At 70.1% G+C, this 25,730-nt stretch carries 26 protein-coding genes, 4 pseudogenes and 1 riboswitch; of the genes and pseudogenes, 12 read left to right on the top strand and 18 right to left on the bottom strand.

From position 1 onward, the window contains the following. Positions 1-66: 66 nt before the first annotated feature. A pseudogene (locus ACIQM0_RS37380) lies at positions 67-210 on the bottom strand (peptidase C39 family protein); the annotation flags it as partial. Positions 211-672: 462 nt separating this feature from the next. On the opposite strand from ACIQM0_RS37380, the gene ACIQM0_RS37375 reads away from it, so the two are divergent. Together ACIQM0_RS37375 and ACIQM0_RS37370 are read left to right on the top strand one after the other, a co-directional pair. Next, on the top strand, positions 673-1,341 hold the full coding sequence (locus ACIQM0_RS37375; protein ID WP_401295319.1) for a hypothetical protein: 669 nt from the start codon (positions 673-675) through the stop codon (positions 1,339-1,341). A 55-nt stretch (positions 1,342-1,396) separates the two neighbouring features. Then, positions 1,397-2,023 (top strand): class F sortase, encoded by a 627-nt coding sequence (locus ACIQM0_RS37370; RefSeq protein WP_401295317.1) that lies wholly within the window; start codon positions 1,397-1,399, stop codon positions 2,021-2,023. Positions 2,024-2,292: 269 nt separating this feature from the next. Here the strand turns inward: ACIQM0_RS37370 and ACIQM0_RS37365 are convergent, their stop codons facing one another. Beyond that, entirely contained in the window at positions 2,293-2,877 is a 585-nt protein-coding gene (locus tag ACIQM0_RS37365; protein WP_401295315.1) for a helix-turn-helix domain-containing protein, read from the bottom strand. Positions 2,878-2,992: 115 nt separating this feature from the next. Here ACIQM0_RS37365 and ACIQM0_RS37360 point away from each other — a divergent pair. From ACIQM0_RS37360 to ACIQM0_RS37350, 3 genes and pseudogenes are all read left to right on the top strand, one after another. Further along, positions 2,993-3,082, top strand: a pseudogene (locus ACIQM0_RS37360) (EamA family transporter); the annotation flags it as partial. 266 nt (positions 3,083-3,348) lie between these two features. Further along, positions 3,349-3,855 carry an FMN-binding negative transcriptional regulator gene (locus tag ACIQM0_RS37355; RefSeq protein WP_401295371.1) on the top strand — a complete coding sequence of 169 codons (507 nt, stop codon included), beginning with the start codon at positions 3,349-3,351 and terminating at the stop codon, positions 3,853-3,855. Beyond that, a complete protein-coding gene (locus ACIQM0_RS37350) occupies positions 3,852-4,559 on the top strand; it encodes a B3/4 domain-containing protein (protein WP_401295313.1) in 708 nt (235 codons plus the stop codon). The genes ACIQM0_RS37355 and ACIQM0_RS37350 overlap by 4 nt, the downstream gene beginning before the upstream one ends. A 310-nt stretch (positions 4,560-4,869) precedes the next feature. Here ACIQM0_RS37350 and ACIQM0_RS37345 read toward each other — a convergent pair whose 3' ends face one another. Next, positions 4,870-5,733 carry a helix-turn-helix domain-containing protein gene (locus ACIQM0_RS37345; RefSeq protein WP_401295311.1) on the bottom strand — a complete coding sequence of 288 codons (864 nt, stop codon included), beginning with the start codon at positions 5,731-5,733 and terminating at the stop codon, positions 4,870-4,872. 151 nt (positions 5,734-5,884) lie between these two features. Here ACIQM0_RS37345 and ACIQM0_RS37340 point away from each other — a divergent pair, with 151 nt between their 5' ends. Together ACIQM0_RS37340 and ACIQM0_RS37335 are read left to right on the top strand one after the other, a co-directional pair. Continuing rightward, positions 5,885-6,931, top strand: a complete 1,047-nt coding sequence (locus ACIQM0_RS37340) for an NAD(P)-dependent alcohol dehydrogenase (protein WP_401295309.1) — start codon at positions 5,885-5,887, stop codon at positions 6,929-6,931. A gap of 389 nt (positions 6,932-7,320) precedes the next feature. After that, positions 7,321-7,641 (top strand): barstar family protein, encoded by a 321-nt coding sequence (locus ACIQM0_RS37335; protein ID WP_401295307.1) that lies wholly within the window; start codon positions 7,321-7,323, stop codon positions 7,639-7,641. A 4-nt stretch (positions 7,642-7,645) separates the two neighbouring features. Here ACIQM0_RS37335 and ACIQM0_RS37330 read toward each other — a convergent pair. Together ACIQM0_RS37330 and ACIQM0_RS37325 are read right to left on the bottom strand one after the other, a co-directional pair. After that, positions 7,646-7,762 (bottom strand): annotated as a pseudogene (locus tag ACIQM0_RS37330) (IS5/IS1182 family transposase); the annotation flags it as partial. 86 nt (positions 7,763-7,848) lie between these two features. Next, positions 7,849-8,058 (bottom strand): hypothetical protein, encoded by a 210-nt coding sequence (locus tag ACIQM0_RS37325; protein WP_401295305.1) that lies wholly within the window; start codon positions 8,056-8,058, stop codon positions 7,849-7,851. A gap of 254 nt (positions 8,059-8,312) precedes the next feature. On the opposite strand from ACIQM0_RS37325, the gene ACIQM0_RS37320 reads away from it, so the two are divergent. Continuing rightward, complete coding sequence (locus tag ACIQM0_RS37320) at positions 8,313-8,504, top strand: hypothetical protein (protein WP_401295303.1); 192 nt, start codon at positions 8,313-8,315, stop codon at positions 8,502-8,504. Between the two features lie 251 nt (positions 8,505-8,755). Here the strand turns inward: ACIQM0_RS37320 and ACIQM0_RS37315 are convergent, their stop codons facing one another. Then, on the bottom strand, positions 8,756-9,667 hold the full coding sequence (locus ACIQM0_RS37315) for an alpha/beta hydrolase family protein (protein ID WP_401295301.1): 912 nt from the start codon (positions 9,665-9,667) through the stop codon (positions 8,756-8,758). Between the two features lie 103 nt (positions 9,668-9,770). On the opposite strand from ACIQM0_RS37315, the gene ACIQM0_RS37310 reads away from it, so the two are divergent. Both ACIQM0_RS37310 and ACIQM0_RS37305 read left to right on the top strand, forming a co-directional pair. Then, positions 9,771-10,340, top strand: a complete 570-nt coding sequence (locus tag ACIQM0_RS37310) for a TetR/AcrR family transcriptional regulator (protein WP_401295299.1) — start codon at positions 9,771-9,773, stop codon at positions 10,338-10,340. A 172-nt stretch (positions 10,341-10,512) separates the two neighbouring features. Next, positions 10,513-10,692, top strand: a pseudogene (locus tag ACIQM0_RS37305) (IS5/IS1182 family transposase); the annotation flags it as partial. A 199-nt stretch (positions 10,693-10,891) separates the two neighbouring features. Here ACIQM0_RS37305 and ACIQM0_RS37300 read toward each other — a convergent pair. Next, the gene (locus ACIQM0_RS37300; protein ID WP_401295297.1) at positions 10,892-11,746 is read right to left on the bottom strand and encodes a class I SAM-dependent methyltransferase; all 855 of its coding nucleotides are present in this window, start codon (positions 11,744-11,746) and stop codon (positions 10,892-10,894) included. A gap of 306 nt (positions 11,747-12,052) precedes the next feature. Continuing rightward, positions 12,053-13,414, bottom strand: coding sequence for a peptidase C39 family protein (locus ACIQM0_RS37295; protein WP_401295295.1), 1,362 nt, complete (start codon positions 13,412-13,414; stop codon positions 12,053-12,055). Positions 13,415-13,588: 174 nt separating this feature from the next. On the opposite strand from ACIQM0_RS37295, the gene ACIQM0_RS37290 reads away from it, so the two are divergent. Both ACIQM0_RS37290 and ACIQM0_RS37285 read left to right on the top strand, forming a co-directional pair. Then, positions 13,589-14,218: a uridine kinase gene (locus tag ACIQM0_RS37290; protein ID WP_401295293.1), complete on the top strand. Its 630-nt coding sequence runs from the start codon at positions 13,589-13,591 to the stop codon at positions 14,216-14,218. 357 nt (positions 14,219-14,575) lie between these two features. Continuing rightward, positions 14,576-16,468 (top strand): AAA family ATPase, encoded by a 1,893-nt coding sequence (locus ACIQM0_RS37285; RefSeq protein ID WP_401295291.1) that lies wholly within the window; start codon positions 14,576-14,578, stop codon positions 16,466-16,468. Positions 16,469-16,580: 112 nt separating this feature from the next. Here the strand turns inward: ACIQM0_RS37285 and ACIQM0_RS37280 are convergent, their stop codons facing one another. The 10 genes from ACIQM0_RS37280 to ribD all read right to left on the bottom strand — a co-directional run bounded on the left by ACIQM0_RS37280 (position 16,581) and on the right by ribD (position 25,138). Beyond that, a complete protein-coding gene (locus tag ACIQM0_RS37280) occupies positions 16,581-17,678 on the bottom strand; it encodes a hemolysin family protein (RefSeq protein WP_401295289.1) in 1,098 nt (365 codons plus the stop codon). Next, positions 17,675-19,045 carry a hemolysin family protein gene (locus ACIQM0_RS37275; protein ID WP_401295287.1) on the bottom strand — a complete coding sequence of 457 codons (1,371 nt, stop codon included), beginning with the start codon at positions 19,043-19,045 and terminating at the stop codon, positions 17,675-17,677. Before ACIQM0_RS37275 ends, ACIQM0_RS37280 begins: the two co-directional genes overlap by 4 nt. Positions 19,046-19,229: 184 nt before the next feature. Then, positions 19,230-19,694, bottom strand: a complete 465-nt coding sequence (locus tag ACIQM0_RS37270) for a PH domain-containing protein (protein WP_401295285.1) — start codon at positions 19,692-19,694, stop codon at positions 19,230-19,232. Between the two features lie 22 nt (positions 19,695-19,716). Then, entirely contained in the window at positions 19,717-20,565 is an 849-nt protein-coding gene (gene hisG / locus ACIQM0_RS37265) for an ATP phosphoribosyltransferase (RefSeq protein ID WP_401295283.1), read from the bottom strand. A gap of 76 nt (positions 20,566-20,641) precedes the next feature. Continuing rightward, entirely contained in the window at positions 20,642-20,914 is a 273-nt protein-coding gene (locus tag ACIQM0_RS37260; RefSeq protein ID WP_018524273.1) for a phosphoribosyl-ATP diphosphatase, read from the bottom strand. A gap of 34 nt (positions 20,915-20,948) precedes the next feature. After that, positions 20,949-21,434: a 6,7-dimethyl-8-ribityllumazine synthase gene (gene ribH, locus ACIQM0_RS37255; RefSeq protein ID WP_024493156.1), complete on the bottom strand. Its 486-nt coding sequence runs from the start codon at positions 21,432-21,434 to the stop codon at positions 20,949-20,951. Between the two features lie 49 nt (positions 21,435-21,483). Further along, positions 21,484-22,782 carry a bifunctional 3,4-dihydroxy-2-butanone-4-phosphate synthase/GTP cyclohydrolase II gene (locus ACIQM0_RS37250; protein ID WP_401295280.1) on the bottom strand — a complete coding sequence of 433 codons (1,299 nt, stop codon included), beginning with the start codon at positions 22,780-22,782 and terminating at the stop codon, positions 21,484-21,486. Next, entirely contained in the window at positions 22,779-23,423 is a 645-nt protein-coding gene (locus ACIQM0_RS37245; RefSeq protein ID WP_401295278.1) for a nicotinamide riboside transporter PnuC, read from the bottom strand. The genes ACIQM0_RS37250 and ACIQM0_RS37245 overlap by 4 nt, the downstream gene beginning before the upstream one ends. Continuing rightward, on the bottom strand, positions 23,420-24,037 hold the full coding sequence (locus tag ACIQM0_RS37240; protein WP_401295276.1) for a riboflavin synthase: 618 nt from the start codon (positions 24,035-24,037) through the stop codon (positions 23,420-23,422). Before ACIQM0_RS37240 ends, ACIQM0_RS37245 begins: the two co-directional genes overlap by 4 nt. Next, the gene (gene ribD / locus ACIQM0_RS37235; protein ID WP_401295274.1) at positions 24,038-25,138 is read right to left on the bottom strand and encodes a bifunctional diaminohydroxyphosphoribosylaminopyrimidine deaminase/5-amino-6-(5-phosphoribosylamino)uracil reductase RibD; all 1,101 of its coding nucleotides are present in this window, start codon (positions 25,136-25,138) and stop codon (positions 24,038-24,040) included. Between the two features lie 155 nt (positions 25,139-25,293). Further along, positions 25,294-25,424, bottom strand: a riboswitch (FMN riboswitch). Positions 25,425-25,730: the final 306 nt, after the last annotated feature.

The following is a 25,730-nucleotide window of genomic DNA, read 5'->3' as shown; positions in this document are numbered from 1 at the left end:
CAGTGCCAGCAGGACGGGCCCCCGGGGTAGAGACCTGCGTCACTGCCTCGGGAGAGCCGGACCGCGTCAGCGGACCCCGACGGCGGCCGGAGCCCGGCGCTGGACGGGTGTCGGGCGCGCGGGGACGTACAGGTGGCAGACGCCGCCTGTGCCCGAGACCACACCGCCGCTCGCTTTGTAGCGCTTGGTGCGCGGCCGGATCGTGTCCCAATGCGGCTCTATTCACGAAAATGGGTTCTGGGACAGCTTCTGTGGTGCCGACACGGTGGGTGACAGCTGGGAATGAGTGGGCGGTGTGCACCAGGGCCGAGGGTCGGGCCGTGGTGTTACAGGGCGATCAGCCCTGCTGCTGTCTCCCGGAAGCCACAGGCGTCGAAATAGAACGAACCCGTCACCAGCAAGCGTCCACCGGTCGTCGTGGCTCTGTACCACCGGTGGTACAAGCACTGAAAGCAACGGCAACCCGTCGCGTGTTCGTCGGCCACATGGCACACAAGACAACCGCGGATCGGTCGGCTCGCCACCCCTGCCGCATTCTGGCCCGCTATCGGCTACTCAGGGTACTTGTCGGCTTTTTTAGAGTGTTACGACATGTTTCTCCGCCGATCCATGCCATTCCTTAGGCGATCAATCGATCAGTATGACAATCATCTCGGCTTGAGGGAGTTCAGCATGCGTATTTCCGCTTCCGTCCGCGCCCGCAGTGTCCGCGTGGGCGGTTCCGTGGCTGCCGCGGTCGTCATCGCCGGAGCGACGCTGGCCGGTGCGTCCGCCGCCTACGCCGCCCCCGGCGACAGCGGTGAAATCGACATCCGCTCGGTGGGCTGGAACTCACGCGGCGGTGACGGGGTCGAGGTGTGCAAGTTCGTCCTCGCCGCCAGCAACTTCGAGTCCCTCCCGGCCGTTCCTTGGACGATTACCGCGCAGCCCCCGACCGTTCCCCCGGGCGACACGCTGCAGAGCGCGCTGCCGCTCGTGAACGGCTCGGCGCGCAGCCAGGAGTACCTGCTCCCGGAGGGCACGTACCAGCTGGTGTGGATCACCACGGCGGGTCCGAAGCAGAAGAGCTTCCGCGTCGACTGCTCCAAGCCGGCGGATAACGGCCGCCGCGCCGAGGACAGCGGCCGGGACTCGTCCGCGTCGGGTGTCGAATCGAAGTACGACCGGCCGTCCGGTGCGGTGCCCGCCGGCGGCGGGGGCGTCCCCGACATGACCAACCTCAGCGCCGAGAGCGACGGGAACGTGGGGACCACTGTCGCGCTGGCCGCGGGAGCGGTCGGGGCCGCAGGACTGATCATGGTCCGTCGAGCCGCACGCCGTCGTGCCCGCAACGAGGCCTAACGCGCACAGCCGACGGCGACGGCGACGGGGGCCGAGTCGGGCGTGCCGTCTCACGATGACACTGTGCGTGCTCTCCTCACTGGTGGCGGGCATCGTCTCAGCGAGTTCGGACTCGTCCGACGACCCGTCGGTCTCCGCCGCCCACGGCGGCGACGCCGCGGGCGGCGGAGACCTCCCGACCCGGCAGGTCTCGCACGTACCCCTGTCGCCCGCACGGCCGATGAAGATCGCGGTGCCCGGGATCTTCATCGAGGCCCCGGTCATTGGTCTCGGGCTCGACGCCCAGGGGCACCTCGGTGCTCCGCCGCTGAGCGAGCCGAGGGTGGTGGGCTGGTATCGGAACGGCCCGTCACCCGGTGACGCGGGAACCGCTCTGATCGTCGGTCACCGCGACACAGAAACAGGGCCGGCGATCTTCCTCAACCTCAACGCGCTGCACCGGGGCGACACGGTGAAGGTCAGCCGGGCCGACCGGCTCACCGCGCTCTTCACCATCGATGAGGTCAAGACCTACGCGAAGGACAAGTTCCCGGACGACAAGGTGTACGGGGCCGGCGAACGTCCGGAACTGAGACTCATGACGTGCGGCGGACGCTTCAACAAGAAGAACGGCTATTCGGCGAACGTCGTCGTCTTCGCCCACCTGACGTCACTGAAGAAACAGGCAGCCTCAAGGCTGTGAGCAGTTCGGGAGCGGCCGGTACCTCGGGGGCGAGGTACCGGCCGTCCGCGCGAATTTTGTAGACCTTGCAGCGAGGAGTTTTCCTCATCGCCCCCTCCGTCGACGCAACAGCTCTCGTGGACAAGGCGTGCCTCGCCGCATAGCCGGCGAGTTCGGCGACCCAGGCACCGTCACGGATCTGACCGTCCGGCTCGACGGCCGGCGTCCACGCCGATGCCAATGCCGGGACAGGCACAGCACGGCCTGGTGAACGGCCTCCGTGATGGAGGTCAGGGCGTTGAGGCGGGGCCGGGCGGCAGGTGAACGGTCATGATCAGGTGGCAGGTTTCGGTGCCGGTGCCGCGGTAGGCATGGGGCGCGTCCCCGTCGAAGGTGGCGGTCTGTCCGGCTTCGACGGGGTGCTCGGCGCCGTCGACGATCAGGATCATCCGGCCGGAGGTGACGCTGACGGTTTCCACGACCCCGGCCTGGTGGGGATGGCTGGGGTATTCCTCGCCCGGCTGGAGTCGCCAGCGCCAGACCTCAGTGGGGGCCGAGCCCGAGGTCGTCAGCATGAGCCGGGCTTCGCTGCCCTGCTCACCGGTCCACAGAGGCATCACCGTGTCGGCGGAGACGACGCGGACGCGATCCTCGGTCCGCCCTTCCATGAGGACGGACACGGAAACGCCGAGTGTGTCGGCCAGCCGGACCAGGGTCGCGAAGTTCGGGTTCCCCTGCGCCTTCTCCAGTGCGACCAGTGCGCCTTTGCTGACCTTGGCGCGCCGGCCGAGTTCGTCCAGGGAGAGCCCGGCCCGGGTGCGGGCCGCCTTGACGTTGTGCGCGAGCGTCCGCAGGGCTGCGTCCGTCCCGGCCATCCGATCACCATCCTCACTAAGACCACTGGAATGCACCGTGCGGTCGGTTGGTTGACATACGCCGGTCGGTTCGTTGTACGGTTTGGTCATTCCATTGGATAGTAAGGGATGTACCGTGATCGCTCTGCTGCTGGCCCCGGGCAGCTCCCTCGCCTACCGGTGCGCCGACTTCCTCGGCGGCCTCGGCGCCCACAAGGGCGGGGTAGCCCCACTGATCGCGGGCGGACGGTCTCCTCGCCCTGACCTGAGCCGCAGCCCGCCCTCACCGTCGATCGCGCAAGGAGAGCAGCATGTTCATCCAGCCCTGGGACGTCTGGACGAGGCCGAATGGCAGACCTGGATCGCCGCCGGCCACGACTTCGGCCGGCTGAGCGTCAACGGTCCGCCCGGTCGGCCACCCGGCGTCGTCCCCACCCACTTCACCACTGGCAACGGTGACCTGCTGATCCACCTCGCCCGGCCCCATCCGGTCTGAAGGCGATCGAGCGCGACCCGAACGTCACTTTCACCGTCATCGGCGACTACGCCTTCATCCCCGGCCCTTGGCGCGCCAAGCCCGACATCCCGCCCACCGAAGGCATCCCCACCAGCTACTACGCGGCCGTGCAGTTCACCTGCCGCGCCCACCTGGTCGACGACCCCGAGGCCAAGGCCGAACTGCTGCGCCGCCAGCTCGCCCACTTCCAGCCCGACGGCGATCACGCCCTGGTCGCCGTCGACCGGCCGCCCTACGGCAGGATGCTGTCCGGCATCCGCGGTCTGCGCCTTCAAGTCATCGACGTGCGGGCGAAGTTCACGCACGACGACCACAAGCCCGTCGAACAGCGGGCCGACATCGCCGACCGCCTCACCGAACGCGGACAGGATCTCGACGTTCCCACCGCACGGCAGCAGCGCCGCCGCCTGGACCGCCTCGGCCCCTGGATAGCCCTGACCCCCACCCCGCACGCACGCACCGAGGAACGGAGCCCTTCATGACCGCCTTCCGTATCGCGCCCGCCGTCGCCGACGCCTTCCCCGACACCCTCATCGCCGTGGTCACCGCCACCGGCCTCCGCGGTCACGAGTCCTGGCCCGCCACCACCACCGCCCTTCAGGACCTGGAGCAGCAACTCGCCGACGGCACCTGGCAGCCCGCCGACGAGACCGACCCGCGGATCGAGGCGTGGCACACCGCCTACCGGTCCTTCGGTACCAACCCCCGCCGTATCCGTCCCAGCGTCGACGCGCTCGGCCGCCGCTTCACGAAGAAGGGGGCCCTGCCGCGCATCAATTCGGCCGTCGACTCCTACAACGCCGTATCCGTCCAGCACGGCCTGCCCGCCGGCGCCTTCGACCTGGACCACGTCGCTGGTGACGTCGACATCCGGTACGCCGACGGCACCGAGGAGTTCACCCCGCTCGGCGAACCCGACACCGTCGAGAACCCCAAGCCCGGCGAGATCATCTACACGGACACCACCGGCGTCCTGACCCGCCACTGGAACCACCGCGACGCCCACCGCACCCGAGTCACCGAAGACTCCACCCACGTCGCCTTCGTCCTCGAAACCCTCCACGCCGCCCGCGACGGCCATCTCCTCAAGGCCGCAGCGCTGGATCTGCGAGGGTTGCTCGCCCCACACGCCGAACAGACCGCCGTGTACTACCTCAGCCCGGACCAGCCTCAGTTCACCGTCTGAGGACCGGCCCCGGTCCCCAGCCCCGGTCCGTGGCGGGGAAGTCGTCCGACCAGGGCCGAACGGCTACGGCGCACGGACCTCAGTGACCGCGCCCGGACCCGCTACGGCCCAGGCATCGCCGGAACCGCAGCCGCCTACCGCACCATCGCAGCCCTGATCAGCCCCCCTGACCTTGGACATCGAGCCGGCGCAGTCCCGGACGGCATCATCCGTGGAGCAGCCCTCCATCCATCTTGACCAAAGAGGCTTGACCAGTGAGACAGGGGCACCCCCGGCGCCGCGGCGAGCGGCGCCAGCGAGAGAGGGCCGGTCAGCGGTTCACGGCTCGGTGGTCCGTGTCCAGACCCCAGCTGCCCAGCAGCCGCATCGACTCCTCGGACGCCGAGCCCGGCGCCGCGTGGAAGGTGATCAGGGACATGTCCTGATCGGCGGGCAGCTTCAGCGTCTCGTACGACAGGGTCAGATCACCCACCAGCGGATGGTGCAGCCGTTTCGTGCCGTACCCCTTCTCCTGAACGGTGTGCGCGGCCCACAGGGTCCGGAACTCCTCGCTCTTCACGGAGAGCTCTCCCACCAGCGCCGAGAGCTGCTGATCGTCCGGCCAGCAGCCCGCGCAGAGCCGCAGCGCGCTCACCAGCTCGACGGCCTTGCACTCCCAGTCCACGTACAGATCTCGCGCGTTCGGGTCGAGGAACACGATCCGCGCCATGTTCCTCTCCTCGGGCGGCAGTGCCGTCTCGTCACCGAGGAGCGCCCGTGCCATCCGATTCGACGCCAGGATCTCCATCCGCATCCCCACTACGTACGCCGGCACGCTCTCCATGGCGTCGATCAGATGCTGGAGCTCCGCCCGCAGCCGCTGTGGACGGGCGGCCGCGGCCCGCTTCTTCTTCGTCTTCGGGTTCGCCAGATGCGTGAGGTGGGCGTGCTCGGTGTCCGACAGGCGCAGTGCCCTGGCGATCGCGTCCAGTACCTCATCGGAGACGTTCCCGCTGTTTCCCTGCTCCAGGCGCGTGTAGTACGCCACGGACACCCCGGCGAGCTGCGCCAGCTCCTCGCGGCGCAGCCCGGGGACCCGGCGGGCGCGCCCCACGTCCGGCAGGCCGACGTCCCCGGGCTTGAGGCGGGCCCGGCGGCTCCGGAGGAATTCGCTGAGTTCGGCGCGCTGGTCCATGCCTCCCAGTATCCGGGTACGGCACGACGGCCAGCGTGACCCTGCCAGTGGTACGCACGGCAGGCGTAGGTCCAGCTGGGATCTGGGTGTTTGCCGGGGTACGAGGCACAGTGGACAAGAACCACCCCACCTTTGAGGAGATCATTTCCGGATGACTGTCACCACCGTCGCCGCATACGCCGCCCCCGCTCCCAAGGCCCCGCTGGAGCGCACGACCGTGCCGCGCCGCCCGGTCGGCGAGCACGACGTCCTGATCGACATCAAGTACGCCGGGATCTGTCACTCGGACATCCACCAGGCACGCAACGGCTGGGGCGAGGGCATCTTCCCGATGGTGCCCGGCCACGAGATCGCCGGCCTCGTCGCCGAGGTCGGTCCGGGCGTGACGAAGTTCGAGGTCGGCGACCGCGTCGGCGTCGGCTGCATGGTCGACTCGTGCCGCACGTGCGAGAACTGCCTGGCCGGTCTGGAGCAGTACTGCTCCGAGGGCAACGTCGGCACGTACAACGCCGTCGGCAAGGACGGCGAACCCACCTACGGCGGGTACTCCACCCACGTCGTGGTCGACGAGAACTACACCCTGCGCATACCCGAGGGCATCGCCCTGGACGAGGCGGCACCGCTGCTCTGCGCCGGCATCACCACGTACTCGCCGCTCGCCCACTGGAAGGCGGGCCCCGGCAAGAAGGTCGCGATCGTCGGCCTCGGCGGCCTCGGACACATGGGCGTCAAGATCGCGCACGCACTCGGCGCCGAGGTGACCGTGCTCAGCCAGACGCTGCGCAAGGAGGCCGACGGGCTGAAGCTGGGCGCCGACCACTACTTCGCGACCAGCGATCCCGAGACGTTCCAGCAGCTCAAGGGCTCGTTCGACCTGATCGTCTCCACAGTCTCGGCGCCGCTGCCGCTGGACGCGTACCTCGCGCTGCTCAAGACGGACGGCGCGATGGTGAACGTCGGAGCGCCGGAGGAACCGGTCTCGTTGAACCTGTTCTCCGTCATCGGCGGCCGGAAGACCCTCGCGGGTTCCGGGATCGGCGGGATTCGCGAGACGCAGGAGATGCTCGACTTCTGCGCGCAGCACTCCCTCGGCGCCGAGATCGAACTGATCCGTGCGGACCAGATCAACGAGGCGTACGAGCGGGTGCTCGCCAGCGACGTGCGCTACCGCTTCGTGATCGACACCGCCACCATCTGAGCCCCGCCGCTTGCGGACCGGGCTCCGCCCCTGGGCCCGGTCCGCAAGGGACGCCCTGGAGTCGGCAAGCGAGGTCGGGGGCGAGGTACGCGCGGTATCGGCACCGTCTCCTTCAACCGGCGCCCCGGCTGGACGCAGGCCACGCGGCGTTCCTTGGGCCCGGCACCCGGCCGGCGGCGGCTCCACGCAATCGATGCCGCTGGACCAAGAGCTCCTCACCGTCACCTCCGGCGGGACTCGCTCAAGGCGCTACTCCATGACGAAACCGCCGCCCCTATCAAGCGGCCGCCCCGCAAACGGGATGGGCCGATCATCTTCCTCACCGCCATGGGCGGCGTACCCCTCCCAGCGGTGGACGGTCCACCTCCGCTCGCGCGGAGGTGAGCCGTATGGGTGATGTCTCGCGCAAGCATTACTTCGGGTGGAACCGGGATGCCCTCTCCGACTGTCCGTGCGACCTGAAGTGGCTGCCCGCGGACCGCTACGTACTGATCGTCGCGGCCGCGGACGAGGCACTCTCGGGCGATTGCGCCGGACGGCGGCTCCTCTTCAGGACGCTGCTACGGGCAGGACAGCGGCACTCCTCCACACAGCGGCCGAGGACATGGACCTCAGCAGGCTCGTCATCGTCATGTCCTGCAACGCAGCGTCCGGTCGCCGGCCTGCAGGCACAACCGCGGTTGCACTGGGAAGAGACGGTCTCGTCGTAGCACGGCTTCGTCCGTGGGATCCGGCCAAGTAGACGGGCCCGGCCTTCCCATGGCGGGTGTCGATGCCGCGCCACAGCTTCAAGCGGTTGATGCGGCGTTCGACGGTGTTGCGCTGCTCGTAGTCTGAAGGCAACGACTTGGCCCCCGTCCGGCGCGCGGGGCCCCGGGCGAGGAGGTCCCGCGCTCACGGAGTCGGCGGGCTGCCGGTCAGAGGGTCTCGACCCACAGGTTCTCGGCCCAGCCGCCCGAACCGCAGTCCCAGATGGACGCCTGCTCGGTGGTGCCGTTGCGGTACCCCGCGGTTCCGTAGAACGGTGCGCTGCCCTGGAGCGCGGCGCAGACGCCGCGGATCCGGAACGTCCCGCTGCCGAGCTGGCAGAGGCCGACGGCCCGGTGTCCGTGGTGCAGGCGTGGCATCCGTTCGCGAGATGCTTCCGGAGATCCACGCAACCGGAGTCCGGAGGCCGGGGCACGGGGCGTGGGACGCCGGGTGGGCCCGGACGGCCGCCGGCCCTGGCGGAGGGCAGGCCGCGAGGAGCAGCTCATGTACCCCTTCACCGCAGGCCGACGACGTACGGGAAAGCTCCCACGATGGGACACCGCGGGCGGCCTTCACGGCTGGGGCGCGGGTCCCGGTGGCCGGTGACCTGGCATGACGTTCTCTGGCATCCATGGGCTGCGGGCTCGGCTTCTACGGCGTCTTCGCCGCGCTGCTGAGCGGTGGTCTCCCGCTCGACTGCCGCATCCTCGGCTTCCAGGGACTGTTCACCGTCGGAATACCGTCCCTGCTGTTCCTGGTGCACTGCATCCAGGAGTTGACCAGGAGGTCCGACCTCCGAAGACGCGGCCGACGCCCCCGGTGAGAACGAGGGCCGCCCGTCAGGACGGGAGGAACAGCCTAGGACGTGTATCGAAAGTGCTGGTCACTCGACCGCGTGGCGCTCGCGGCAGTTGGCCACCGCGAGCCACCCGGTTCTTGCAGTTGGGGATCAGGTCGGGCTTCTTCGGAATCGTGCAGCGAATTCCGCCTCGCCGCAGGCAGCCGCGGTTGGTGTGGACCGGTGGGCCCGCTCCGCGCGCACCCGACTCGGTCGACAGCACGGTTTGGATGGGTTCACTTGCTGGTGATGCTCCACGTGCCGTCGCCGGCCGCAGCGGCGTTATTGAGGGCGGACCACGCGGCGTCGTCGAGCTTGAAGGCATCGTGGAGGTAGGCGGAGATCGCGTCGGCGACGAGAGCGACGCGGGCGGGGTCCTCGTCGGTGGTCTCGGCGACCATCTCGCCGGCGAGGCCGCCCAGGGTGTGCTCGCCCTCGGCGATGGCGAGCAGGCTCTTCGGGGACGGGCTGAGGTGGTAGGCGTCGGTGAACCACTCCGGTCCCCGGGTGGAGAGCTGGGACTGGTCCTTGCCGCCCGCGATGACCAGGGCCGGGGTGGTCATGGTGGAGTAGTCCGGCCTCATGAACGGGAGGTGTTCGGCAGCGAACGGGGTGAGCGTGTCGCCGGTTCCGGTCGCGGCGATCAGCGCGCCGGCCGAGACCGCGGAGTGGGACAAGTCCTCTCCGGAAACGCCGTCGGCGTCGAGCACACGCGCGCCCAGGATCACGCCGGCGGTTTGGGCGCCCCAGGAGTGGCCGACGATCGCGATGCGCTCATGGTCGACACGGGTCTCCAGGCCGCCGGCCTGGAGAAGGATGTCATCGAGGCCGTCGAGGACCGCGTGGAGGTCGGAAATCCGGACGCGCCAGATGGTAGCGAAGCGCGGGTCGTCCCACCCGATGCCGTTGCGACGGGAGTCCAGGTGGGTGGGCTGCACGACGATGAATCCGGCGGCTGCCCACCGGTCGGCGAGGGGTTCGTATCCGTCCAGGGACCATGCGTTGCCATGGGAGAACACGATGACGGGAAGGTTCTGGCCTGACAGTGGGGCGGTGACCTTCACCTGGAGGTCGACGCCGCGGCCGGGCGCGGGAACGGTGATGGGCTTGACCGCGACGATCCGCTGATCGGGGTGGCTGGAAGACATGGGGGGCCTGCGCTTTCTCCATGGGGTCGCTCTGCCATACTTTGGCGGAGCAGCGTTCCGTCAATCTAGCGGAACATTGTTCCGCGAGCAAAGGGAGAGTCTCGTGCCTGAATCGGGCGGAGTGCGTCAAGCACAGGCACAGCGCACCCGCAGCGGCGTGCTGGCGGCCGCATCGGCGGTCTTCGTGACCCAGGGCGTCCAAGCCCCCATCCGTGACATCGCCGAACGCGCCGGCGTCGGCGTCGGCACGATCTACCGGAACTTCCCGACCCGGGCGGACCTCGTCACCGCCGTCTACCGGCACCAGATCGACACCTGCGCCGCACTCGCGCCCCAGCTCCTGGAGGACTCAGCCTCCCCGTTCACCGCCCTGACCCGCTGGGCGGACGCGTTCGTGGAGTTCCTGGTAACCAAGCACGGCCTCGGTGCCGCCCTGGGGTCCGGTGATCCAGGGCTGGAGAACCTCCACGCCCTCATGCTCGACACCCTGGTCCCAGCCTGCGCAACGCTGCTCGACGCCTGCACCGCCGCCGACGAACTCGGCCCCGACTTCACCGCCTACACCCTCATGCGCGCCATCGGAAACCTCTGCATCACCGGCCCCGACTACGACCAGGCCGATGCCAAGCACATGGTCGCAACCCTCCTCGTCGGATGCCGCCGCAAGGCATAGCGACAGGACCCGGCCGCCCGCTGTACGCAACTTCGATCTCTGCCTGGGACGTGGAGCGTGTACCTACCGCGGGACGGCCGAGGTCACAGCCACTCGTTGACGGCGGCGATGAGGAAGTCCTGCCAGAATTCGACGGTCGCTCTCGGGTTCCAGTCGTCAGGGGTGTGATCGCCGACATCGTCTCGTCGAGAGGCCGCTCGCGTGGATGATGCACGCCCGCCGCCACGCGAGGGACTACGAACGGCTCATCCAGCACTCCGAAACCTTGATCACCGGGGCGGCCCTCATGACCAGGCGTCTCGCACGGAAGGCGGCCGTCCCCAGCCGGCCGAGGAAACCGGCGCCCGCCGACGGCTGACCGCCCCCTCCTCTTCCTCCACGTCGCCAATGGCGACGTGGAGATCGTCATTTCTACTGGACCTCGCTCACTGACGCCTTGGCCCGGCCGAGAGTTCGCCGGACACCTTCACACCCCCGGCCTGGAAGCGGAGGTGGTCCAGGGCTGACCGATCGCACTGAGCTCTGACCGCGCCAGCCGCTGGGGCCGTATGTCAGCGCGCGGTGACTGAATACGCGGCGAGCGCGCGGTTGCCGCGCGGCTTGGCGATGGCCCGGAGAACGTCGGCCTGGCTCAGGACGAGCTGTCGCACCGGCTCGGGCAGCACGGCCAGGCGTTCCTCCGTTGCGACCAGGTCGAGGCAGGCAGCGATTTCCCAGTCCCCGTCCTGAAGATCTTCGGTGTCGACCGACCTGCTGCCGTCGGCCGTCCAGCCGGCCTCAGGCAGGAGCCGCAGCAGCCCTTCACGGGAGAAAGGAGTGCGGACGTTGCCCTGGCCATCCGATCCTGCGGCCTCGGTCTGCCCCTGGATCAGCACGGCGAGGAGGTGCGCCAGTTGGTCGCCAGATGCAGGCGTCAAGTCCCACTCGGTGAACCATAGTCGCCCCGCCCATGGCCGTACCCGGGCCAGTGTGTCGCGCAGCTGTCCGAGCGATGCGAAGTACCAGGAGCAATGTGCGAGCACCACGTGGTCAAAGGTACTTTCGGGGAAGTCGACTGATCGGTCGAGGACGTCAGTACCGAAGCGGAAATCGATGCGCGGCCCGAGAGGGCCCGCCGCGAGCCGGGCCGCCGATTCCCCGAGCGTGACCGGCGCCCCGTAGGAGGGTTCGGCCACGTCAATGGCCACCACGCGCCCATTGGGGCCAACCGCCTCCGCAAGGACGGCAGTCATGTCGCCCTGACCGCAGCCCAATTCGAGAACGGCTGAGCCTGGCGCAATGTGCCAGCTCTCCACTAGCGCGGCGCGGTGGCGAGTCTGGGACAACTGGATGTCCGGGCTACGATCGGCGGCGGCCATGCCTGCCGCGAGCGAGGGGGCCTTGGCGCGGAGATCGGAGTGATTCACAGAGTCCTTGGTGATACTCGACGGTTCGGTGCGGGCTGATCGTACGAGACGCGCGGGCAGCGGCGCCTCCGACTTCCTGAGCATGCTGTCGCGCCGCAGCCTGAACAGATGAGAAGCACGCACTGATGGGCCCGGCACACCGTGGATTCGACGCTCAGTCAACCAGCGGCGTCTCCATTCACGAGGTGTCCCGCCGGCTCGGACACCGCTCGGTCAAGGTCACGGTCGACCAGTACGGCCACCTCACGCAGGACGGCCATGAGCGCTGCCGCCAGGTAGTCGAGGTGGCCGTAGGCCCCTACATGCTCACAGCAGGCCGAGCGACCTCAGAGCACGGTGCTGAGTCGGTGCTGGGTTAGACGGCCAGTAGACGTAACAGACCCCACCCGTACCACTCCTGACCTGCCCGTTCGCGTCGTACCGCTTGGTGCGGAGCCAGATCGTCTCCCACTCGTGCCTCCGGTAGACGCGGCGGACCGCCTCGTCGCTCGGTGACGCGGGGTCGTTGGCGATCACGTCGCCGTCCGCGGTGAAGCCGATCACGGTCATCAGGTGGCCCGAGGTGCCGTACCCCGCGCCCGTCAGCTCCTCCTTCAGGAACGACTGCGACGTTATGGCCGGGATCCCCGCCCGAACCAGGGTCTCCAGGTCCTTCAGCGAGCCCAGCCGGGTCACCACGGCGCTCATGCCCTCGTACGTGGCCGCGTAGGCGGCGTTGAACGGCCAGTTGCCGCAGCCCTCGTACTGGTTGTCGTAGGTGAAGCGCGCCGCGTGGCAGACCTGCGGGTCCTGGAGTCCGGGTTCGACCCAGGCGAGGTCCTCGGCGCTGGGCCGACGGCCCCAGTACTCGATGATCATCTGCGAGGAGGTCGGGCTGCACCACGCCTCGCCGCCGTTGTCGTACTCGGGGTACTGGCCCACGTGCACGTTCTGCGAGTAGCGCGGCACCGGCAGCTCCCGGACCAGGCCGGGGACGGAGGCGGGCACGGTGAAGCGGTCGGGGATGTCGGAGGCCATCGCGCCCACCCGCCACACCGTGGGGGTGAGCCGGGTTCCCGGGGTGCGGTACAGGGTCAGCCGCAGCCGGTAGGAGACGAGCCGCAGGCCGCTCGCAGCGTCGTCCACCGAGAAGGTGTCGGTCCAGATGGAGCTCTTGCCGTCGCTCTGGTCGTCGACGGAGGTCCGGCGGATGTCGCCGTCGCCCGCCGCCCAGCGGCCCATGACGTACCAGGGGCTGCCGGTGCCGTCCGAGTAGCCGCCCTGGAGTTCGATCTGGATCCAGGTGCCGGCCGGTGTGTGCGCGTTCCAGGAGGCGATCGCCTCGGTGGCCGGGACGGTGGAGCGGTGGACGGGTGAGGTCCAGGTCGCATACTCCCAGGCCGCCGTCGTACCGGTGTGCGGGTCGGTGTAGTCGGTACGGCCCAGCGGGTGGCCGATCACCAGGCCCGCGCGGCGGCCCGCGACGGCACGGGTTCCGGCGCCGGAGCCGCAGCGCCAGTCGGTGTACGTACTCCAGGAGTGGTTGTCCACGGGAGAGGCTGCCGCCGAAGGTGCGTGGTGCGGGACACGTGAGGGAGCGGCGGAGGCGGTGGACGACACCGCTCCGGCGCCGGCCGCTGCCGCGATGGCGGCGGTGAGCACTGTTCTGCGTGAGGTCGGACTGGGCATGGGCGAGACCCCCGGTCGTAAGCGGAATGGGGCTGCGGGTGCACGACAGTGCGCCAACTATTGCGGGTCGTCCCCCGGTTCGGCCAGCGATTCGCCTCGTGCCGCCCGACCAATATTGGTCTCGACCACTGGCGTGACCTGCGGCAGCTCCGCACCGGCTCGTAGGCTGGACGGATGAACGACCTCTCGCTCCACGCCGCGCGGCTGCGCACCCTGCCGCCGTCCTGCGGACCGGTCCGGCTGATCGCCGTCGACGGCCACGCGGGATCCGGCAAGAGCACCTTGGCCGCCCGGCTCGCGGCGGTGCTCGACGACGCACCCGTACTGCACCTGGACGATCTGGCCACCCACGAGGAGTTCTTCGACTGGACGGACAGGCTCCGGGAGCAGGTCCTGGAACCGCTGTCGCACGGGACACCCGCACGCTACGAGCCGTACGACTGGACGGCCCGGGGCTTCGGCCCGCCGCGCGTCCTGGAACCCGCACCGGTGGTCCTGGTCGAGGGGGTCGGCGCCGGGCGGCGGGCCCTGCGCCCCCTCCTCGCGCACCTGTTGTGGATGGATCTTCCCGCCGCCGAGTCCTGGGAACGGGGTCGGCGTCGGGACGGGCCGGCCCTGACGGCGTTCTGGGACGACTGGACCGCCGCCGAAATGGCTCACTTCTCGGCCGATCCCTCCCGCCCCTCGGCCGATGTACTGGTACGGCAGTTGCCTGTGGGGTACGAGTGGCTGAAGGGATCCGGTGCGACAGCGGGAGTGGACCATTCCGTCACCCACCGTGATCATTTCGCGCCGCCATACTGAGCAGTCGGAATCGGCCCGGAAGTGCCTCAACTCTGCTTGACCCGGGGCGGTACAGGTCTTACGTTCTCAATGTGCGGCTTTTCGGAGCCCCCGCAGACGCGAAGCCCCCGGTTGTTCCCCCGTGATCGGGGGCTTCGCTCTGTGCCCGGCGCCGGTTTCCGGCCGCCGTTGACCTCATTCCGCTTACCGTGGGTCACGGTCGCCCTTCGGCCTGCGGCGCCCTTAGTCGGACACTCCCTGCGCAGGTACGATGCCTCTCGGTGCGGTCAATTCCCGTCCACGGCACAGTGATTCGGCGCGCCTCGACGGGCGTTCGTGCGGCGGGACATCCTGGGGGCACGGTTTGTGGGGGACCAGATGGACATCGGCACTCAGGGGGCACAGGCCCCGGCCGACCTCGCCTGGCTGCGCGGCGTGGACGCCTACACCATGGGCGCCTATCCGCAGGCCGAAGAGGAATTCAGCACTGCGGTGCGGCTCGATCCGGGCATGGCGGACGCCTGGCTGGGCCTTCATGCCCTGCGGGTCGACACCACGACGGCGCTGCTGCACATGTACCGCCATCGCGACCGCTTCGGCGAACAGCGCGGCCGCCATCGCCGCACGCTGAACTCCTGGTACTGGCTGGGCTGGTGGGTGCAGCCGGTGCTGGAGAGCCCGCGCGATCTGTTGCTGGCGCACGCCTCGCACTGGCTGGACGGACGCCATGTCCCGGAGCTCGACCGGGCGTTGGCCGGGCTTCCGCCGGTGGACGCCGACGCGCAGGTCCGCTTCCTGCACGCCTGCCGCTCCTACCTGGTCAAGGACTGGGAGCAGCTCGTACGCCATACGGAGCAGCTGATCGACGATCCGCTGCTGGGCATCGAGGCAGGTCTGTTCGGCGGTATGGCGCGGGTCCGGCTGGAGATGTACGGACAGGCCGAGCCGCTGCTCTCCACCGCGCTGATGCGCTGCCGCAGCGAGCAGCCGCAGCGCAAGGAGCTGCGGTACTGGCTGGCCCGCGCGCACGAGGGAACCGGCCGCAGCGCGGCGGCCCTGCCCCTGTACCGGGCGGTGCACCGGATCGATCCGGCGTTCATGGACACCTCGGCGCGGCTGGCCGCGATCGCGGACTACGACGGTCTCGACGGCTCCGACGAGGTGTCGGGCCTGGCCGCGGTGTCCCTGACCGGTGTGGGCATCGACGGCACGTTCGCGGAGAGCCAGCCGGACGGCGACTCGCTGCTGGGCACCGATCTGGTGGACGGGCGGGAGCTGCGCCCCGGCGGTGAGCCTCAGGACCTGCCGGGGGTCGGGGTGTCACCGCCGCCGGGCGGGGCGCGGGAGAAGACCGCGGTCCCGGGCCAGTCCGCGCCGCAGCCGTTCCCGGCCGGCCCCAGCGATCCGGTGCTCCTTGCCGAGGCGTTGGCGGAGCTGGAGCGGATGGTCGGGCTGGAACCGGTGAAACGGCAGGTCAAGGCCTTGTCCGCGCAGCTGAACATGGCGCGGCTGCGGGCCGGCCAGGGGCTGCCCGTACAGCCGCCGAAGCGGCATTTCGTCTTCTCCGGACCGTCCGGCACCGGGAAGACCACGGTGGCCCGCATTCTGGGGCGGGTGTTCTACGCCCTGGGCCTGCTCGGCGGAGACCATCTGGTCGAGGCCCAACGGGCGGACCTGGTCGGCGAGTTCCTGGGCCAGACGGCGGTCAAGGCCAATGAGCTGATCGACTCCGCGCTGGGCGGGGTGCTGTTCGTCGACGAGGCGTACAGCCTCTCCAACACCGGTTACAGCAAGGGCGATGCGTACGGGGACGAGGCCCTGCAGGTCCTCCTCAAGCGCGCGGAGGACAACCGGGACCATCTCGTCGTCATCCTGGCGGGATACCCGGAGGGCATGGACCGGCTGCTGGCCACCAATCCCGGGCTGTCCTCGCGGTTCACCACCCGGGTGGACTTCCCCAGCTACCGCCCGCTGGAACTCACCTCGATCGGTGAGGTCCTGGCCGCGGAGAACGGGGACGCGTGGGACGAGGAGTCCTTGGACGAGCTGCGTTCCATCAGCGGCCATGTCGTCGACCAGGGCTGGCTCGACGAGCTGGGCAACGGCCGGTTCCTGCGCACGCTGTACGAGAAGAGCTGCGCCTACCGCGATCTGCGGCTCTCCGGCTATGCGACGGTGCCGACGCGGGACGATCTGGCGACGCTGCGGCTGCCGGATCTGATGCAGGCGTACGGCGAGGTGCTGTCGGGGCGGCGGCCGCCGGCGGGGTGAGCGGGCCGGGGAGTGCGGGGTCGCCGCTCGGTCCTCGTACGCCGGACGGGCCGGCAGACGCCCTCGATCGCCGGGCGGGAACAGTCCGTCCGGCGATCGAGGGGCGGCCGGGTCAGCGGACCAGGGCCGTGAGCTCGTCCGAGCCGGTCTTCTCCTCCTCGGTGCGACGCGGCTCCGAGACCCGGTGGGCCGGGTCGCGTACCTCGCCGACCAGCATCTCCAGGACGTCCTCCATGGCGACCAGGCCGAGTACCCGGCCCGACGCGTCGGCGACCTGGGCCAGGTGCGTCGCGGCGCGGCGCATCACGGTCAGGGCGTCGTCCAGCGGGAGTTCGGCCCGTACCGTCGCCATCGGGCGCCACACGTGCTGCGGGACCGCCCGCTCGCCGTCCTCCAGGTCGAGGACGTCCTTGACGTGGAGGTAGCCCATGAACGGGCCGCCGCCCTCCGCGCAGACGGGGAACCGCGAGTAGCCGGTCCGTACCGTGAGCGCCTCGATGCGGTGCGGGGTGACGGACGGGTCGACCGTCACCAGGCCGGCCCGGCGGAGCAGCACATCGGTGACGGGCCTGCTGCCCAGCTCCAGTGCGTCCTCCAGCCGTTCCTGCGCGTCCGGCCCCAGGAGTCCGGCCTGCCCGGAGTCCTCGACCAGCCGGTTGAGCTGCTCGCTGGTGAAGACGGCCTCCACCTCGTCCTTCGGTTCGACGCCGAAGAGCCGGAGCACCAGCCGGGCGCAGGCGCCCAGCGCGGAGGTGACCGGGCGGCAGAGGCGGGCGAAGCCGACCAGGCCGGGGCTGAGCCAGAGCGAGGTCTTCTCCGGGGCGGCCATCGCCAGGTTCTTCGGGACCATCTCGCCGATGACGAGATGGAGGAAGACGACGAAGACCAGCGCCAGCACGTAGCCGAGCGGATGGATCAGCCCCTCGGGCAGGTGCACGGCGTGGAAGACCGGCTCCAGCAACTGGGCGACGGTCGGTTCCGCGACCGCGCCGAGGGTCAGTGAGCAGATGGTGATGCCGAACTGGGCGGCCGCCATCATCTGCGGCAGGTTCTCCAGTCCGTACAGCACCTGCCGGGCCCGGCTGGACCCGGTTGCCGCGAGCGGTTCGATCTGGCTGCGGCGTACGGAGACCAGTGCGAACTCGGCGCCGACGAAGAAACCGTTCGCGAGGACCAGGAGTCCGGCGAACAGCAGTTGGACGAGGCTCATCGTGCGGCCTCCAGGACACCGCGGGCGGCCGGTCCGGCGGTGACCGGGTCAGCGACCCCTGCCAGCCGCACGAAGCGGACCTTCTCGGCCCGGTAGTGGCCGACCTGGCGGACCGAGATCCGCCAGCCGGGCAGTTCGGCCCGGTCGCCGGGCGCGGGGATCCGGCCCAGCAGATCGGCAACCAGACCGGCCACCGTCTCGTACGGGCCGTCGGGTACGTCGAGCCCTATCCGGCGCAGGGTGAGGACCCGGCAGCTGCCTTCGGCGTCCCAGGCGGGCCTGCCGTCCTCGGGGGCGGCGGGGGCCAGCTCCGGGCGGTCGGCGCCTTCGGCGTCGTGCTCGTCCCTGACCTCGCCGACGAGTTCCTCGATGATGTCCTCAAGGGTGACGACACCGGCGGTGCCGCCGTACTCGTCGACCACGACGGCGATCGGCTGTTCCTTGCGCAGCCGCTGGAGGAGCTGCTCGACGGGCAGGGTCTCGGGCACCAGCAGCGGGGGCACCGCGATCCGCCCGGCCGGGGTGCGCAGCCGGTCCTGGGACGGGACGGCGAGCGCGTCCTTGAGGTGGATCATGCCGACGACCTCGTCGATGCGCTCCCGGTAGACGGGGAAGCGGGAGAGGCCGGTGGCCCGGGTGAGGTTGAGGACGTCGGCCGCGGTGGCGGACGTCTGGAGGGCGCTGACCTTCACCCGCGGGGTCATGACGTGCTGGGCGGTGAGGCCGGCGAGCGACAGGGTCCGTACGAAGAGATCCGCGGTGTCCTGTTCGAGGGTGCCGGCCTCGGCGGAGTGCCTGGCCAGGGAGACCAGCTCCCCCGGGGTGCGGGCGGAGGCCAGCTCGTCGGTCGGCTCGACGCCGAGCAGCCGCACCAGCCGGTTGGCGACGGTGTTCAGCAGCCCGATCACGGGCCGGAAGACCATGGTGAACCGGTGCTGGGGTCCGGCGACGAACCGGGCGACCTGGAGCGGCTTGGAGACCGCCCAGTTCTTCGGTACGAGTTCGCCGATCACCATCTGGACGGCTGCCGCGAGGAGCATGCCGATCACCACGCTGATGCCGGGGACGGCACCGTCGGGGAGACCGGTCAGGGTGAGTGGGCTCTCCAGCAGCTGGGCGAGGGCCGGCTCGGCAAGCATGCCGACCACCAGTGAGGTGATGGTGATGCCGAGCTGGGTGCCGGACAGCTGGAAGGAGAGTTCGCGCAGGGCGTCGACGACGGTACGGGCCCGCCGGTCGCCCTCGGCGGCCGCGCGCTCGGCGTCCGCCCGTTCCACGGTGACGAGCCCGAATTCGGCTGCCACGAAGAATCCGTTGGCGAGGATGAGAAGGAATGCCGCAGTGAGAAGCAGCAGGGGGGTGGTCATACCGCCGCCTCCACAGAAGGGGCGGCGCAAGTACTACCGGAAGATCCGTCCATTGCTGGAGGGAGTCACTCCTTGGGTCGCAGGGAAAGCCCCGCAGGTCTCGGGGACCTCTGGTGGGGGCGGGGCGCACAGGGCGCCGCCGCCCTCCAGAGTAAACAGCAAGAGGCCCTGTGGGGCAGGGGGCTCAGCCGTTGTCCGTGCCCGAGCCGTGGTTCTCGGCGAGGGCGCGGAGCGAACGGGCGTCACGAATGGCCTGCTCCTTGGCGATTCCGGGCTGGATGCCGAGGGCGGGCATGCTGGTCCCGTCGCTGAGGTCGAGGAAGACCCACGGGTCACCGACCCGCAGGTTGACGCGCACGATCTCCGCCCAGGACAGCCGCCTGGTACGGGTGAGATTGACCACGGTCACCCCGCTGTCGTCCGCGACGATCTTGGGGCGACTGAGCAGCGCGAGAACGCCGAGGAAGACCAGCGCGGTGAAGACGAAGCTGGTCCGCTCCCCCGCGCTGAGCTGCTCCAGGGTGAAGGCGACGACGGTGATGACGGCGAACATCACCACCCCGACGCTCAGCAGGACCACCCGGGTGCGGGTCGGCCGGAAGGTGACCGGAAGGGCGGGGGGTTCGGTCCGTGGTGCGCGCGCTGACATGGTCTTCTTCCGTGTCCCGCCGTCAGAGCCGGCAGGCGTGGATGGCCGTGGTGAGGATGGCGCGGGCGCCGAGGTCGTACAGGTCGTCCATGATCCGCTGCGCTTCCTTGGCGGCGACCATGGAGCGGACGGCGACCCAGCCCTCGTGGTGCAGCGGGGAGATGGTCGGCGACTCCAGGCCCGGGGTGAGGGCGACCGCGCGCTCCAGGTGCTCGACGCGGCAGTCGTAGTCCATCATCACGTAGCTGCGGGCGACCAGGACGCCCTGGAGCCGGCGCAGGAACTGCTGCACCTTGGGCTCGTCGTCCGGAGCGCCGACGCGCCGGATGACGACCGCTTCCGACTGCATGATCGGCTCGCCGATCACTTCGAGGCCGGCGTTGCGCAGGCTGGTGCCGGTCTCGACGACGTCGGCGATGATCTGCGCGACGCCGAGCTCGATGGCGGTCTCGACGGCGCCGTCCAGGTGGACGACGGAGGCGTTGACCCCGACGTCGACGAGGTGCTTGGCGACGATGCCCTCGTAGGAGGTGGCGATCGTCAGGCCGTCGAAGTCCTGCGGCCCCTCGGCCGTGCCGGGCTTGGTGGCGTAGCGGAAGGTCGAGCGGGCGAACCCGAGCTGGAGGATCTCCTCCGACTCGGCACCGGAGTCCAGCAGCAGGTCGCGGCCGGTGATGCCGATGTCGAGGCGGCCCGAGCTGACGTAGATCGCGATGTCACGGGGCCGCAGGTAGAAGAACTCCACCTCGTTCTCGGGGTCGACGAGAACGAGCTCCTTGGACTCCTTGCGCTGCTGGTAGCCGGCCTCATGGAGCATCGCCATCGCAGGCCCTGAGAGTGAACCCTTGTTGGGGACGGCGATGCGCAGCATGAGGTCGGGTTTCCTTTGCGACAGGGGTCGGTGGAATGCGGGACGCGGTACGGGGGCCGTGCTCGGGGATCCGGGCTCAGAGGTGGGCGTAGACGTCGTCGAGCGAGATTCCGCGCGCGACCATCATCACCTGGACGTGGTAGAGCAGCTGGGAGATCTCCTCGGCTGCGGCGTCCTTGCTCTCGTGCTCGGCGGCCATCCAGACTTCGGCGGCCTCCTCCACGACCTTCTTGCCGATGGCATGCACGCCCTTGTCCACCAGTTCGGCGGTACGGGAGGTGGAGGGGTCGCCGTTGGCGGCCTTGAGCTGCAGCTCGGCGAAGAGCTCTTCGAAGGTTTTGTTCGCCATGATGTCCTTAGAATACGGGGTCCAGGACCCGCACTCAGCGCCAGGGTTCGCTGACCGAGCGCAGTGTGGTGGCGGTGGCCACGGCGGCGGTGACCGCTTCGTGCCCCTTGTCCTCGTTGGACCCCTCGATGCCCGCCCGGTCGAGTGCCTGCTCCTCGGTGTCGCAGGTGAGGACGCCGAAGCCGACCGGAACACCGGTGTCGACCGCGACCTGGGTGAGGCCGTTGGTCACGCCGTGGGACACGTATTCGAAGTGCGGGGTGCCGCCTCGGATGATCACGCCGAGGGCGACGATCGCGTCGTAACCGCGCCCGGCCAGCACCTTGGCGACCACCGGGAGCTCGAAGCTGCCGGGGACCCTCAGCAGGGTCGGCTCGTCGATGCCCAGCTCGTGCAGGGCGCGCAGTGCGCCGTCGACGAGTCCGTCCATGACCTTCTCGTGCCACTGCGCGGCGATGACCGCCACGCGGAGGTCACCGCAGTTGCGTACGGACAGTTCGGGTGCGCCCTTGCCGCTCATGTCTCTCCTACCGCTCGATTCCTCGGGTGACCGCTGGGGACTGCTGGATCTACTGGTTGCCGCAGGTCGACACGGTGGCGGCGTCGAGCCAGGGCAGGTCGTGCCCCATGCGGTCGCGCTTGGTGCGCAGGTACCGCAGGTTGTGTTCGCCGGCCTGGACGGGCATCGGTTCCCGTCCGGTGACGGCCAGGCCGTGCCGCAGGATCGCGGCGGTCTTGTCGGGGTTGTTCGTCATCAGGCGCAGGCTGTGGACGCCGAGATCCTTGAGGATCTGGGCGCCGGCCGCGTAGTCCCTCGCGTCGGCCGGCAGGCCGAGCTCCAGATTGGCGTCGAGGGTGTCGACGCCGCGCTCCTGGAGTTCGTACGCGCGCAGCTTGGAGACGAGCCCGATGCCCCGTCCCTCGTGGCCGCGCAGATAGACCACGACGCCGCGGCCCTCGTCCGTGATGCGCCGCATGGAGGCGTGCAGCTGGGGGCCGCAGTCGCAGCGCTCTGACTGGAAGATGTCGCCGGTCAGGCACTCGGAGTGGACCCGGACCAGGACGTCGTCGCCGGCCCCGATGTCGCCGTGGACCAGCGCGACGTGCTCGACGCCGTCCACGGTGGAGCGGTAGCCGTAGGCGGTGAACGCACCGAAGTCCGTGGGCAGCCGGACCTCGGCCTCGCGGCGGACGGTCGGCTCGGAGGTGCGCCGGTAGGCGATCAGGTCCTCGATGGAGATGATCGTGAGCCCGTGCTTGCGGGCGAACGGGACCAGTTGGGGAAGGCGCAGCATGACGCCGTCCTCGCCCGCGATCTCGACGATCGCCCCGGCGGGCCGCAGTCCGGCGAGCCTGGCGAGGTCGACGGCCGCCTCGGTGTGGCCGTTGCGCACGAGCACGCCGCCGGGGCGGGCGCGCAGCGGGAAGATGTGGCCGGGGCGCACGAAGTCGCCGGGGCCGGCGGTGCCGCCCGCGAGCATCCGGAGCGTGGTGGCCCGGTCGGCGGCGGAGATGCCGGTGGTCACGCCGTGTGCGGCGGCGGCGTCGACGGTGACGGTGAAGGCGGTCTTCATCGACTCGGTGTTGTGGTCGACCATCTGCGGGAGTTCGAGCCGTTCCAGCTCGTCGTTCTCCATGGGCGCGCAGATGAGTCCGCGGCACTCGCTCATCATGAAGGCGACGATCTCGGGGGTGGCCTTCTCGGCCGCGATGACGAGGTCGCCCTCGTTCTCCCGGTTCTCGTCGTCGACGACCACGACGGGCCGGCCGGCCGCGATGTCGCGGACAGCCTGCGCCACGGGGTCGAGGGTGAGGTCCTCGTCGGGCGCGAGGTGTTCGCGGTGCAACCAGGTGGGCTGGGCAGTCATGCCGTGGCTCCTTCCAGAGCGGGTGTCCGCGTACGCAGCCACCAGTCGCGCATGCCCCACAGGACGAGGGCGCCGTAGACGACGTAGATGAGACCGGAGAAGGCGAGACCGCTGTGGAAGTTGAGCGGTACGCCGACCAGGTCGACGAGGAGCCAGGCGAACCAGAACTCGACCATGCCGCGGGCCTGGGCGAGCATCGCCACGAGCGTGCCGGCGAATATGTACGCGTCCGCCCACGGGCTCCAGGAGAGCGAGGGAAACGCGGTGAACAGTGCGCCGACCGCGAGGGTGCCGACCGCGGCGCCGCCGAGCAGGTAGCCGCGCTCGCGCCAGGTGGCGAACCGTACGGCGATGGAGCCGTCCTGGGCCCGCTGCCTGCCCCGGGTCCACTGCTGCCAGCCCCAGACGGCCACGGCGATGACGATGACCTGCTTGCCCACGCTGCCCGCCTGGTGCACGGAGACGTTGGCGGCGACCAGGACGGCGCCGGACAGCAGTTGGGCGGGCCAGGTCCAGATCGAGCGGAGCCAGCCCAGGGTCAGGGCGATCAGACCGATCGTGTTGCCGATCATGTCGGACCAGATGATGTGCTGTCCGAAGACGCTGAACGCCTCCGAGTTCAGCCAGTGCAGGGCGCTCACTTCACCGGCTCCTCTGGCTCCTGCGCGCGGTGGCCGAGCAGTCGCTCGACGTACTTCGCGATGACGTCCACCTCCAGGTTGACCGGGTCGCCGGGCTCCTTGTGGCCGAGCGTGGTCAGGGCGAGGGTGGTGGGGATGAGGCTGATGGTGAAGTAGTCGGGTCCGGCGTCCACGACGGTCAGGCTCACGCCGTCGACGGTGATCGACCCCTTCTCCACCACGTACCGGGTGAGCTCCGCGGGGAGGGAGACCTTCACGATCTCCCAGTTCTCGGAGGCCTTGCGCTCGACGATGCGGCCCGTGCCGTCCACGTGCCCCTGCACGATGTGCCCGCCGAGCCGGCCGCCGACCGCCATGGGCCGCTCCAGGTTGACCCGGGAGCCGGGGCGCAGTGCGCCCAGGCTGGACCGGTTCAGCGTCTCGGCCATCACATCGGCGGTGAACTCCTGCTCGCCGTGTTCGACGACGGTCAGGCACACGCCGTTGACGGCGATCGAGTCGCCGTGCTTGGCGCCCTCGGTGACCACGGGTCCGCGGAGGCGGAATCGGGAGGCGTCGCCGAGGTTCTCGACGGCGGTGACCTCACCCAGCTCTTCGACAATTCCGGTGAACACTCAGTTTCCCTTCGGAGCAGGGCCGGGGACGGCGGTGATGCGCAGATCGGGGCCGATACGCACGGTCTCGGTCACATGGAGGCGCAACGCCTGGGTGATGGTGGTGATTCCGGCGTCGGCGAGGGCCGCGGGGCCCGCGCCGAGGAGCACGGGGGCGAGGTAACCGACGATCCGGTCGACCGCTCCGGCCGCGACGAAGGCCCCGGCCAGGGTCGGTCCGCCTTCGAGGAGTACGGAGCGGATGCCGCGCCCGTGGAGGGCGGCGAGCAGCGCGGGAAGGTCCAGTCCGGGGCCGGCCGCGGCGCGCGGCAGCCTCAGGACGGCCTCTTCGGGGAGGTGGCGGACGTCCGCGTCGGCGGCGACCGCGACGAGGGTGGGCGCGCTGGTGTCGAGGACCCGGGCGCCTGGCCGCACGGCGGTGGCGGCGGTGTCGACGACGACCCGCAGCGGCTGGACCGCGCCGTCGACGCCCCGGACGCCGAGCTGGGGGTCGTCGGTGCGGGCGGTGCCGGAGCCGACCACGACGGCGTCCGCCTCGGCGCGCAGCCGGTGGACGTCGGCGCGGGACTCGGCCGAGGTGATCCAGCGGCTGGTGGCGTCGGCGGCCGCGACCCGGCCGTCCAGGGTCGCCGCGTACTTCCAGGTGACGTGGGGCCGGCCCAGGCGCACCGAGGTCAGCCAGGCGGCGTTGCCCTGCTCGGCCTCTTCGGCGAGGAGGCCCTGCTCGGCCTTGACTCCGGCGGCGCGCAGGGTGTCCGCACCGCCGGTGGCCTGCGGGTTCGGGTCGCCGACCGCGTACACGACACGGGCGATCCCGGCCTCGATCAGTGCCTGGGCGCAGGGGCCGGTGCGGCCGGTGTGGTTACAGGGTTCGAGGGTGACGTAGGCGGTGCCGCCACGGGCCTTCTCGCCGGCCGCGCGCAGGGCGTGGATCTCGGCGTGCGGCCCTCCGGCGCGCTGGTGGAAGCCCTCGCCGACGGGCCGTCCCGCCGCGTCGAGGACGACGCACCCGACGACCGGGTTGGGGCTGGTGGAGCCGAGACCGCGGGCTGCGAGCGCGACGGCTCGGCGCATTGCGGTGATGTCGGCTGCGGTGTCCACCGGGTCCTCCTGCCTCTTCGGGCACGGACTCCGGGGCCTGTCGATGACGACAGATGAAGCGGAACGCGGAACGGGGACGCCGAATGCCGGAAAAACGGATGGATCGGTCGCCCGAAAACCATCCGCCGACGGCGGCGTACCCGCGAAACGGCCCGCCGCGCACTGCCTCCCATCCGGACTTTAACCGTCGGTCCAGGAATCCCACCTGGTCAACCGGCCGCTGGATGCGGACGGGTCGCGGACTATAACCGCCGGTTCGGAATTGCACCGACCCCGGAGTGCGCTGCTGCTGGTACAGGATCAGTGTGCCACGACTCGCCGTGCCCCATACGGGTGAACGCTGTGGAGTGGCTCACAGACAGCCTGTAACCAGGCCGGTTTCAGCCATTTTCCGGGGTCCGGGCTGCGGGGTCTCCGGGGCGGGGGTTTTGTCCTCAATCGCCGGACGGGCTTGATTGGTGCGGGTGCCCCGCAGGGGTGCGCTCTGCGCGGTGGGTGGGGGTGGTGCCCCTCCGGGGCGTCTCCTCGGAAATGGCGTGTTCACCCGGGTACGCGGGGGACCCGGGTCGTACGCCATTTCCTGCGGGGACTC

Origin of the sequence: Streptomyces sp. NPDC091387 (assembly GCF_044756945.1) — a bacterium.
In the GTDB taxonomy this organism is placed as follows: Bacteria; Actinomycetota; Actinomycetes; order Streptomycetales; family Streptomycetaceae; genus Streptomyces.
The sequence above is the reverse complement of the archived record's forward strand: the minus strand, read 5'-3'. Positions and strand labels throughout refer to the sequence as shown.